Annotated in this window: 11 protein-coding genes; 4 read left to right on the forward strand and 7 right to left on the reverse strand. The window is 67.2% G+C overall.

The annotated features are described in order from the left end of the window. Nucleotides 1–366: 366 nt before the first annotated feature. Nucleotides 367–1017, forward strand: coding sequence for a hypothetical protein (locus P3L51_RS32665; RefSeq protein ID WP_354608960.1), 651 nt, complete (start codon nucleotides 367–369; stop codon nucleotides 1015–1017). Nucleotides 1018–1078: 61 nt separating this feature from the next. Then, on the forward strand, nucleotides 1079–3742 hold the full coding sequence (locus P3L51_RS32670; RefSeq protein ID WP_354608961.1) for a DEAD/DEAH box helicase: 2664 nt from the start codon (nucleotides 1079–1081) through the stop codon (nucleotides 3740–3742). A 125-nt stretch (nucleotides 3743–3867) separates the two neighbouring features. On the opposite strand, the gene P3L51_RS32675 is transcribed toward P3L51_RS32670, so the two are convergent. Beyond that, a complete protein-coding gene (locus tag P3L51_RS32675) occupies nucleotides 3868–4746 on the reverse strand; it encodes a putative endonuclease domain-containing protein (RefSeq protein WP_354608962.1) in 879 nt (292 codons plus the stop codon). A 191-nt stretch (nucleotides 4747–4937) separates the two neighbouring features. On the opposite strand from P3L51_RS32675, the gene P3L51_RS32680 reads away from it, so the two are divergent. Both P3L51_RS32680 and P3L51_RS32685 read left to right on the forward strand, forming a co-directional pair. Then, nucleotides 4938–5465 (forward strand): integrase, encoded by a 528-nt coding sequence (locus P3L51_RS32680; RefSeq protein WP_354608963.1) that lies wholly within the window; start codon nucleotides 4938–4940, stop codon nucleotides 5463–5465. A gap of 53 nt (nucleotides 5466–5518) precedes the next feature. Then, nucleotides 5519–6073, forward strand: coding sequence for a hypothetical protein (locus P3L51_RS32685; protein ID WP_354608964.1), 555 nt, complete (start codon nucleotides 5519–5521; stop codon nucleotides 6071–6073). 126 nt (nucleotides 6074–6199) lie between these two features. On the opposite strand, the gene P3L51_RS32690 is transcribed toward P3L51_RS32685, so the two are convergent. From P3L51_RS32690 to P3L51_RS32715, 6 genes are all read right to left on the reverse strand, one after another. Continuing rightward, nucleotides 6200–7450 (reverse strand): MFS transporter, encoded by a 1251-nt coding sequence (locus P3L51_RS32690; RefSeq protein ID WP_354608965.1) that lies wholly within the window; start codon nucleotides 7448–7450, stop codon nucleotides 6200–6202. A 33-nt stretch (nucleotides 7451–7483) separates the two neighbouring features. Next, nucleotides 7484–8116 carry a GrpB family protein gene (locus P3L51_RS32695; RefSeq protein ID WP_354608966.1) on the reverse strand — a complete coding sequence of 211 codons (633 nt, stop codon included), beginning with the start codon at nucleotides 8114–8116 and terminating at the stop codon, nucleotides 7484–7486. A 145-nt stretch (nucleotides 8117–8261) separates the two neighbouring features. Further along, complete coding sequence (locus P3L51_RS32700) at nucleotides 8262–8849, reverse strand: hypothetical protein (protein ID WP_354608967.1); 588 nt, start codon at nucleotides 8847–8849, stop codon at nucleotides 8262–8264. Continuing rightward, nucleotides 8849–9193 carry a tyrosine-type recombinase/integrase gene (locus P3L51_RS32705; RefSeq protein WP_354608968.1) on the reverse strand — a complete coding sequence of 115 codons (345 nt, stop codon included), beginning with the start codon at nucleotides 9191–9193 and terminating at the stop codon, nucleotides 8849–8851. Before P3L51_RS32705 ends, P3L51_RS32700 begins: the two co-directional genes overlap by 1 nt. Before the next feature lie 120 nt (nucleotides 9194–9313). Further along, nucleotides 9314–9592 (reverse strand): site-specific integrase, encoded by a 279-nt coding sequence (locus P3L51_RS32710; RefSeq protein WP_354608969.1) that lies wholly within the window; start codon nucleotides 9590–9592, stop codon nucleotides 9314–9316. An 18-nt stretch (nucleotides 9593–9610) separates the two neighbouring features. Continuing rightward, nucleotides 9611–10081 carry a site-specific integrase gene (locus P3L51_RS32715; RefSeq protein WP_354608970.1) on the reverse strand — a complete coding sequence of 157 codons (471 nt, stop codon included), beginning with the start codon at nucleotides 10079–10081 and terminating at the stop codon, nucleotides 9611–9613. Nucleotides 10082–10198 lie beyond the last annotated feature (117 nt).

The following is a 10198-nucleotide window of genomic DNA, read 5'->3' on the forward strand; positions in this document are numbered from 1 at the left end:
GCTCACCGCGCCCTGCTGCGCAGGGCGCCCTCTCTTCGCTGCGCTCCGTGAGGGCAGTGGGGCCGGCCGCTTCGCGCCCGGCGGGCCGCGCATCGCGCGGCCGGGCTGACCGGATCCTGATGGTGCAACTAATTGGTTGCTAGGTAAGGGAGTTCAGGAGTGCTTCGCACTCCTGGGCGGGGGTCCGCTGCGCTCCCCCGCCTGACGGTCCTTCCGGCTGCGCCTCCAGAACCGCATGGGCCCGCTTCGCGGGCCAGGCTGGCCACAAGGGATGGCGGAGCTCGTTCGTGCAGGTTCCAGTGTGGCGCTGCACTGGATGCAGCATGTAGAGTTGGCGAAAATGGAGTAGAGGCTGAGGCGGGCTGAATGGCGATCGACAGAGGCATTCCTGAGGGAATCACTCGCAGGGCGAAATACTTCATCGGTTCTCATGGCTACTGGATGGGTCGTGCCGATATAGAACAGCACAGGGCTCGGTGGGTGAAGCACGGGATCCCCGAGGATCAGATCGACCGGGTGTTCGCCTACGAAGCCGTCTGGGGTGGCCTCGCTCTTCCCCCTTCTCCCCACTATGACGGCGGACCTCGGACACTCAGCGGAGACGTACCCGAGGGGCCGGCCCCTGACTGGCACTTCGAAGCCGGGTTGCAGCGCACCGCTCTCCCCTACTCGTTCGTGATCGGCCCCAGGGGAGAGTTCGGTCTCCATGCCGGGGACTGGGTGCCGCTGCACGCCACTGTTGCAGGGTGGGTGGAGGCACTGGCGCTGGCCGCCCACGCCCGCAGCTGTGCACGCACCACCATGACGTTGACGGGCGACGCCGTAGACGACCTTGAGCTCGACCGATTCGAAGCTGTTCCGGAGGTCGCCGGCCTCGCAGACACCTGGTGGCGCGGCGCCGACTCACTCATCGCCATCTACCGTGGCGAAGCCGAAGTCATGAACGCACCTCAATGCCGGACCGCCACGATCTATGCCGGTCTCGATGAATGGGGACTCAGAGGGCTCGACACATAAACCAGATCTCCGAAATTACCTCGCCGACTGAACCACGCCGCCTAAAAAGGGGGAAACACACATGCTGGGAATCTCGCTCAGGGAACACCAGGTGCACCAGAAGTCGGCGTTTCGCAGGTGGGTGGGATTCCCTGCAAGGTCATCTGTGCCCCCGCAGGGTGCCCGGGGCACAATCGTGTCTGCGACCGGCTCGGGCAAGACGATCACGGCCGCCGCGTGCGCGCTGGACAACTTCTCCGGCGGGCGGATCCTCGTCATGGTCCCGACCCTGGACCTGCTCGCGCAGACCGCCGAGGCTTGGCGCCTGGTCGGTCACCGGGCCCCGATGGTCGCGGTGTGCTCGCTGGAGAACGACGCGGTCCTCAACTCGCTCGGGGTGAGGACGACCACGAACCCGATCCAGCTCGCCCTGTGGGCCGGCCACGGGCCCGTCGTCGTATTCGCCACATACGCCTCCCTCGTCGACCGCGAGGACATCGACACACCGTTGGTTCGCGGGCCGCTGGAGGCCGCTCTGGCGGGCGGAGAGCGCCTCTACGGGCAGCGCATGGACGGGTTCGACCTCGCGATCGTGGACGAGGCCCACGGAACCGCCGGCGATCTCGGGCGGCCGTGGGCGGCGATCCACGACAACCAGCGGATCCCGGCGGACTTCCGGCTCTACCTCACCGCGACCCCGCGCATCCTCGCCGCAGCCCGCCCGCAGAAGGGCGCGGACGGCCAGGAGCCCGCGATCGCGACCATGGCCGACGACCCGAACGGCACGTACGGCGCCTGGCTCGCAGAGCTCGGGCTGAGCGAGGCGATCGAGCGCGAGATCCTCGCCCCGTTCGAGATCGACGTGCTGGAGATCCGCGATCCCTCGCCGGTCCACGGGGAGTCAGAGGAGGCGCGGCGGGGCCGGCGCCTCGCCCTGTTGCAGACCGCCCTGCTGGAGCACGCAGCAGCGTACAACCTCCGTACGGTCATGACGTTTCACCAGAAAGTTGAGGAAGCCGCCGCGTTCGCGAACAAGCTCCCCGAGACCGCTGCCGAGCTGTACCTGAACGACGCGTCCGACGACGACCTGGCGAAGGCGGAGGCGCTGCCGAAGTCCTCCATCGACGCGGAGTTCTACGAACTCGAGACAGGCCGCCACGTACCCCCGGACCGGGTGTGGTCGGCGTGGCTGTGCGGCGACCACCTGGTGGCCGAGCGGCGCGAGGTGCTGCGGCAGTTCGCCAACGGCATCGACGCGGCCGGGCGCCGGGTGCACCGGGCGTTCCTGGCCAGCGTTCGCGTGCTCGGGGAGGGCGTGGACATCACCGGTGAGCGGGGAGTCGACTCGATCTGCTTCGCGGACACCCGCGGCTCGCAGGTGGAGATCGTGCAGAACATCGGCCGGGCGCTACGCCTGAACAAGGACGGCTCCACCAAGGTGGCCAGGATCATCGTCCCGGTGTTCCTGGAGCCGAACGAGGACCCGACCGACATGGTCGCCAGTGCCAGCTTCCGCCCCCTTGTAGCGGTCCTCCAAGGCCTGCGCAATCATGATGAACGACTCGTTGAGCAGCTGGCTTCCCGGGCGCTCACGAGCGGGAAGCGCAAGGTCCACGTCCGGCGTGACGAGGACGGGCGGATCGTCGGGGCCGGCGGCGAGAGCGACAACGAGGACCAGCAGCACAACGACGACACCGACGCCGCTGCCGAGTCCGCCCTGCTGCACTTCTCCTCTCCCCGGGACGCCGCGACCATCGCCGCGTTCCTCCGGACCCGGGTCTACCGGCCGGAGTCCCTGGTCTGGCTGCAGGGCTACCAGGCCCTCATCCGCTGGCGGACCGAGAACCACATCACCGGCATCCACGCCGTCCCCTACGACACCGAGACCGAAGCCGGCCTCACCAAGGACTTCCCCCTCGGCAGGTGGGTCCACCAGCAACGCAAAGCCCTGCGCGCCGGCGAACTCGAGGAAAGGCGCAAGACCCTGCTCGACGCCCCCGAGGCCGGGATGCTCTGGGAGCCCGGCGAGGAAGCATGGGAGAGCAAACTCGCCGCACTCCGGTCCTACCGGCAGGCCACCGGACACCTCGCACCCCGACAAGACGCAGTGTGGGGCGAAAGCGAAGCCGAGGGCCTGGTACCCATCGGGCAGCACATCGCCAACCTCCGCCGGAAGAGCGGCCTGGGGAAGGACCCGGAACGGGCAGCGAAGCGCGCGCAGCAGCTGACCACGATCGACCCGGACTGGAACTGCCCCTGGCCGCTGGACTGGCAGCGCCACTACCGAGTGCTCGCCGACCTGGTCGACGCCGACGGCCACCTGCCCCACATCGCACCCGGCGTCACCTTCGACGGCGACGACATCGGCACGTGGCGGTGGCGGCAACAAGGACTGGGCACCTGGAGGCAGTTGTCGACCGAGCAGCGCGAGCGGCTCACCGCGCTCGGCATCAAGGGCTCTGAGGCTCCCTCTCCCGCCCCGACGGCCGCGTCCAGAACAAAGGGGCCGGGCAAGGCGCAGCAAGCGTTCCAGCGCGGCCTCGCGGCACTGACGCAGTGGGTGGAACGCGAGGGCACCGACCGGCCTGTGCCGCGCGGGCACAGCGAGACGATCGCGGTCGACGGCGAGACGGAGCCGGTGACCGTGAAGCTGGGCGTATGGGTCTCGAACACCAAGGCCAGGCGCGACAAACTCGCCCAGGAGCAGCTCGACGCGGTCCGGGAACTCAGCGTGGACTGGGCCTGACTCGGTCTGGCGCTGAGCCTCAGCGCGCGACAGCCCGGGCCGCAATGACCTGGGCTGTCGAGCTTGTACCCGCTCCGGCTTTGGAGGTGACGGCAGCTTGTATGGCTTCCTCGTGAGGGGCGGAGCTATGGAGCCAGCAACTGGTCGAAGAACCCGCTCAGCATGAGCTTGGCAGCCTGTGGGTCCACGAACTCGGCGCCGCCAAACCGGTACACCTCGTACCCCTGAAGACGAATCCGCCGATCTTCTCGGACCATGTCGGCGTATAGGTCGGGTGCGGCCTTCCCATCACGCGAGTAGTGCTCCTTCCCGTCCAGCTCGAGAACGTATCGGCGACCGCCGGAAGCGAGCATCAGGAAGTCCATCCGCTGCCGCGTCAGCACCTTGCCTTCCGCTCGTTGATTCCGCTGATGTTGCGCCAAGGGGTCGTAATGGAGATACACCTGTGGCAACAGAGCAGGAAAGTCGCCGAAGCCTCGCTGCATCGCGTGATCCCAGTAGGTGTCCAGCAACAGCTGCTCCGGGGTGTTGAGTGACCCCCTCAGCCGCTTCAGGAGCGCCTGCAGCCTGAGATGCTCAGACATCCCGTACATGCCGTCCTGGAGGTGCCACCACTTGCTGAGTTCGCTCCAGGTGAGGCCCGAGGCTCCCACTGGGCGGTCATACAGCAGGCAGTGGTCCTTGTTCTTCGTGATCTCGATGACACCACCCGCGACGTCCCTCCAGACGATCTCTGGCTTCTGCGCGGCGGCGAAGATGAGGTTGCGCAGCTCGCCGCGCAGCCCCCGCAAGCCTCCGGTGAAGGTGGTCTGCTCGCGTCGTTCCAGCGCTGCGCGCGCTGGGGCGAAGACCCTGGTCAGGTCAGTAATGAGGCCATTGCTGTGCTCCATCCGGAACGAGTAGTAGCCCTGCTTGTCGTGAAAGGGGACCTCGAACTCGATACCGAGGCGGCGCAGAACGGCCTTGAGACACCGTATGACCGCTCCCGTCTCCGAGTTGTCCATCAGCCCGTCGTGCTCAGGGTCCTGGGGCAAGTCGTCGATCAGCAGGTCGACGAGAGCGTGCGCAGCCTCTTCGTCACCGCCGGCGGACGCGGCGGTGCGAAGCTCGTTGATGGCCGCGCGATTCAGCCTCGTGTATGAGTAGTGGTCACCCTGGACGCTTTCAAAGAAGAGTCTTCATCACGGACGCGGTGATGAACGGAATGCCGCCGCACATCGCGCAGCTCGTCGCCGGCCACCGCGTGATCGACACGACCATGGGCTACCTCGCGGTCTACCCCCGTGAAGTCATCGAAGCGCACCGGGCCTTCATCGCCCGCCGCCGGGCCACCCGGCCTGGCGAGGAATACCGCACGCCCACCGATGAGGAGTGGGACTCCTTCCTCGGCCACTTCGAGAAGCGCAAACTCTCCATCGGCACCTGCGGCCGGGCCTTCTCCACCCCTTGCATTCATGAGCACGCCTGTTTGAGATGCGCCATGCTCCGGCCTGACCCTGCTGAGCGTCCCCGGCTCGTCGAGATCCGCGACAACCTCACCGACCGCATCGCCGAAGCCAAGCGGGAAGGCTGGCTCGGCGAAGTCGAAGGCCTCGAAACCAGCCTCGCCGGCGCCGAGCACAAGCTCGCTCAGATGGACGCCGCCACAGCCCGCACGGCCACGGCGGTCGATCTCGGGATGCCCGGATTCACCCAGATCGCCGGACGCGCCAGCGATACATGAAGACGGATATGCTTCGGCGACTCAGTAGATCGAGAGCGAGAATTCGGGGGGCCATGAGTCGGCCATTGCTGTTCCTCGACGTCGACGGACCCCTGAATCCGTATGCGGCAAAGCCCGAGAAGCGCCCCGAGGGCTACACCACCCTCCGCGTCCCACAGGGGAGTGGGGCAGATGAGGAACCCGGGAGACTGAGGACCCGCATGCGGCCACTCCGGGTATGGCTCAACCCCGAACACGGACGGGCGCTGCTGGCTCTCGGCTACGAGATCTGCTGGGCCACAACCTGGATGAGTAACGCGAACAAGTGGATCGGACCTGTGCTCGGTCTGCCTGAACTGCCGTTCGTCGACTTCGGTAACGCCCTGCTCAACGAGCGCCCTGATGGCGTTCATTGGAAGTCCGAGCCGTTGGTGGAGTACGCCAACGGCCGACCGTTCGCCTGGGTGGACGACGAACAGAGCGACGCGGATCATGCACACGTGGCTGCCAACCACCGCGCACCCGCCTTGCTCCACCACGTCAATCCGCGGATCGGTCTGCGGAACGATGACTTCACTGCCCTCGCGGCCTTCGCAGTATCCATCGACACGTCGACGGCCACTTCCTGAGCGGCAAGCAGCCGTGCCTAGTTCAGAGAATCCGAAACACTCATCACCTGGGCCGCAATCACCCTCATGACTAAGCGGCTGACCCGCAAAGCTGCTCCTACCGCCTGAAGAGAAAACCCAGGAGAACTATGCGGATACGTGGTCCAGGCCAGGGACTCGGGATGGGAGGTCGCGGACGGCCCTAAAGAAGAGGGGGATGGTGCTGGTCACTGTGACGAGTACGCCGCTGAGTACGAGCGTTTCGGCTACGCCGATGTGAGCGGCTACCGGGCCTGCCACCGCGAGCCCTAGAGGCGTACAGATGAAGGATGCCAGGGAGTCGTACGAGCTGACACGGGACATGGAGTGCTCCGGGACATGGGTGTGGACCGTGGTCCTCCACAGGACCTCGAACACGTCAATGCAGACGCCGGCCGTGAGCATGCCGACTGCGATGAGCCAGGTCGGGGCGCCCGCAGCAAGGAGCAGGTAGGGAGGGAAGAAGCCGAAGGTGACGAGGACGCCCGTGCGCAGGGGATGGCGGGGCCGGATACGGATCGCGATCAGACTGCCGAGGACGAAACCCGCCGAGTGGGCGGCGAGAACGAACGACCAGGCGACCGCGCCGCCCAATTCGTGCTCGGTCACCGCCGGACCCAGCACCATGATGGCCCCTCCGAAGCAGGCGTTGACGACGGCGAACTGGCCGACGACCGGCCACATCCAGCGCAGGGAGGAGAACTCCTTCCAGCCACCGCGCAGTTCGGTCAGGAGACCGGTCGGTGCCTCTGTCGCTGCGACTGCCCGCGACGTCGCACGCGGGCGGGCAAGCATCAGGAGCACAGCGGACAGGAAGTAGGTGGCGGCGTCGGCGGCCAGCGCCCAGCCCGGTGCGACGACCGCGACGAGTACTCCGTCGACAAACACGCCCCCGATACGGGAGACATTGGCCGCCAGGCGCAGCAACGCGTTCGCCGGCTGAATGCGTTCGGCATCGACGAGCTGGGGAACGAGCGCGGTGGCGGCTGGCTGACTGACGGCGGAGGACGCACCGTTGACGGCCGCAAGGACGACCAGGAAGCTCATCGACACGCTGCCGTGCAGGAACAGGGCGGCGGTCAGGGCCTGGGAGCACCCGGCGGTGGTCTCCCCCACGATGATCAGACGCTTGCGGGCGAACCGGTCCGCGAGGACGCCGCCCAGCAGGATCAGACCGAGCTGGGCGACTGTGCGGGTCCCCAGCAGCAGTCCGAGCTGAGACGGGGAGCCGTCGGGCATGGCCAGTACAGCGAAAGCGAGACCCAGCGGGGCGATGACGTTACCGGTCAGGGACGAGGTGCGGGCGATGAAGAACAGGAGGAAGTTCCGCTCCCGCAGCAGGCCGAGATCACCCTTCATGAGCGGTAGGAGCTGCCGGCGAGGACGGGCGGTTCAGCTTTCATGGTGTGCTCGTGTGCTCTGGCCGGCGCGTTCGAGGACGTCGGCGATGACCTCGCTCTTCGCGTCGGCGTAGTGCTGCATATACGTCCACGTCCGCTGCGAGAGGTCACGCTTGGTCCGGGCATAGAGGTCGCGGTCGCTGGTGTGGACGCGCAGCCAGTCGCGAAAGAGGAGCATCCGCTCGATCTCAGGGCAGCCGGTGGAGAGCACGTGTAAATTGACCGACTCGGCACTGGGGCCGAGGGCGGGCCTACGCAGGACGCGATGCTCGTACCAGTCGGGCTCCCGGATCGCGAGCGTGTAGCCGATGGACTCCAGGGCAGGCACGTAGGCGGACTCGTCGGCCGAATCGGGAACGATCAGCAGGATGTCGATGATCGGTTTGGCGGGCAACCCGGGTACCGAAGTGGATCCCGTGTGCTCGACCCGGTGAGGCAGCGCGCTCAGCCTGTCGCCCATCCGGGCGGCCTCCGCCTCGAACACCACGGCCCACTCGGAGGTGTACTCCATCAGCTTGATATCGCTGTTGAGCTGAGGAGCCGGTTCCAAGTTCGCCGCTTCGATCTCCTCATCGGTCATCGAGACACGAGGGATCTCCTGCTTGTGGCGCTCCTGTGCTGCCATGATCCTTCGTCCCGTCTCGATGACTCAACAACTCTGCTAGGACAGAGGGTAATTGCTCCTGTGCTGTCCAGGAACGCCATCATTCCGACACACAGCTCGGACCGGCTAGGCAAGACGGCGCGCAGCATGGACGAACTGAACACGATCAGATCACCCGTCCCTCCACGGCTAAGGGTTGTCGGGTTCGGAAACAGCTTCTCAGCACGTTCAGGGCCTCGGTCGCGTGCTCGTCGCAGCCCTCGCGTCCGCCGGCACGCTCCCGAAGCTCGGTGAACAGGGGGGTCTGGTTGTGGCGCCGGTAGGCGTCGTAGACACCCAGCAGCCGACTGCCGAACAGCCATCCGTAGGTCGGCCGGACCATCTGAAGGACGATCAGGATGCCCAGACCCGTGGTGAACCGCGAGCGCGTTCCGGCGCGCAGGCCCTGCGGCCCCCAGGCCGAGCCCTGGTCGTCGGAACCGCTCAGCAGCCATCGGTCCTGCCAGGTGTCAGCGGGGAATCCCTCCAGCCAGTCGAGCACCCGGGTCAGAGAGAGCTGCTGCCGCCACACATCACGGGAAGTCGGCTGGTCGAGGAGATCCCCGGCCAGCCGCGCGAGTTCGTCGCGTGGCGTACTCGCGCGCCCGTCGGCGGTGGCCGCTGGCCTTGGCTCCGGCAGCCGGGTTCCGGAGAGCGTGGCGGGGTCGCGGGGGCTTATCGGTGTGCGCGCAGTGCGGCCGTGCCGGGCGGCCATCAGTTGTTGCCGAACACGTCGGCGAGGTCGTCCGGGTCGTAGGTCCAGCCGGCGAGCGGCTGCGGTGGCTGCTTGGGGCGTGTGTAGTGCTCGTGGACCTTGGTGATGACCTCGTCGATCCTCGGCCGCAGGTAGCCGCTCGTCGTGGTGATCCGCCGGTGGCGCATCACCTGCTGGGCGTCAACAAGAGTGATGCCCGGGTCGTCGATCAAGCGCAGACACAGGGTGTGCCGCAGGTCATGCAGCGTGACGTTCGCCCCGATCCGGGCATTGATCCGGTTGAGCACCGCCCGAAGCGCGGTGTAAGTCAACGGACGCGTCGGGCCGCGAAGGGTCCACCACACCGCCTCCTCGGGAGCGGGCCGGTGGCCGTCCTGGGCCAGCTCGCCGAGGTAGAGCGCCAGCCAGGCGAAGGCTTCTGGGGAGGCGGGGCACGCCTCTTTGGCTCCGCCCAGGCCCTTGGTCTACACGTAGATCCGGCCCTCGCCCGGGTGGACGTCACTGATCGTCATGCCCAGCATCTCGGCGGCTCGCGCGCCGCTGGACAGGAACATGGAGAACAGTGCCCGGTCCCGGTGGCAGCCCAGCGAGTGGAACAGGTCCTCGACGACATCATCGGGAACCGCGCGGGGCTCGCGGTCGGCCTGCTTTTGCCGGTAGGCGCCCCGGCGGTGCAGCCGGAACGGCTCCAGCGGATTGTGATGCGCCTCCAGCCGACGCCCGTTGCGCGACTGCGGTGGCACCGGCGAGACCAGCGGCCCCTACCCGGTCTGCAGATGATGGTCGTAGAACGCCGCCAGCACCGACACTGCGTGGTTGATCGTCGCCGGGGCATAGCCCGTCTTCAGGTACGGCTTGCCGGTGCGTGCGTTCAGGGATCCGGGCGTGGGTGCTTCCGGGCGCCGCCGGTCCCGCGCGGGGTTGTGGCACGTCCGCAGCCACAGGACGAAGTCGCGTACGTCCACACGCTTTGCGCGGCTCCAGTCAACGTCCGCCGCGGCCAGGAACCGGAACCAGCGCAGCAGGTCAAAGGCGTAGGACCGGCAGGAGGCTGGGGTGTTACCGCAGGCCAGCAGTTCCCGAAGGTACCCGCTGACCGGTGCGATCGGCCGCCCCGCACCATCGAGCACCACCCAGGGCAGCGTCGCGCCGGTGGTCGCCTCCACACTGCCGACCCGCGCCACCACCAGACCGGACATGTCGCCCTCGGGTATTGCCGCTTCGTGGTCCATCGCGTCTCCTTCTCATCGGGAACGTCCCGAACGGAGACTCCTCGCCCTCACCACGCCAACTCGCAAGACACGCCGATAGTGCGGTCAACGGGTCGATGGACGGCCTTGCCCGAGTAC

Origin of the sequence: Streptomyces panacea, assembly GCF_040560175.1 — a bacterium.
Lineage (GTDB): Bacteria > Actinomycetota > Actinomycetes > Streptomycetales > Streptomycetaceae > Streptomyces > Streptomyces panacea.

Excerpts from the sequence above, each read along its gene's own strand:
- P3L51_RS32715 (WP_354608970.1), bottom strand. The coding sequence starts at position 10,081 with ATGGACCACGAAGCGGCAATACCCGAGGGCGACATGTCCGGTCTGGTG.
- P3L51_RS32670 (WP_354608961.1), top strand. The coding sequence starts at position 1,079 with ATGCTGGGAATCTCGCTCAGGGAACACCAGGTGCACCAGAAGTCGGCG.
- P3L51_RS32700 (WP_354608967.1), bottom strand. The coding sequence starts at position 8,849 with ATGGCCGCCCGGCACGGCCGCACTGCGCGCACACCGATAAGCCCCCGC.
- P3L51_RS32665 (WP_354608960.1), top strand. The coding sequence starts at position 367 with ATGGCGATCGACAGAGGCATTCCTGAGGGAATCACTCGCAGGGCGAAA.
- P3L51_RS32675 (WP_354608962.1), bottom strand. The coding sequence starts at position 4,746 with ATGGACAACTCGGAGACGGGAGCGGTCATACGGTGTCTCAAGGCCGTT.
- P3L51_RS32680 (WP_354608963.1), top strand. The coding sequence starts at position 4,938 with ATGAACGGAATGCCGCCGCACATCGCGCAGCTCGTCGCCGGCCACCGC.
- P3L51_RS32685 (WP_354608964.1), top strand. The coding sequence starts at position 5,519 with ATGAGTCGGCCATTGCTGTTCCTCGACGTCGACGGACCCCTGAATCCG.
- P3L51_RS32695 (WP_354608966.1), bottom strand. The coding sequence starts at position 8,116 with ATGGCAGCACAGGAGCGCCACAAGCAGGAGATCCCTCGTGTCTCGATG.
- P3L51_RS32690 (WP_354608965.1), bottom strand. The coding sequence starts at position 7,450 with ATGAAGGGTGATCTCGGCCTGCTGCGGGAGCGGAACTTCCTCCTGTTC.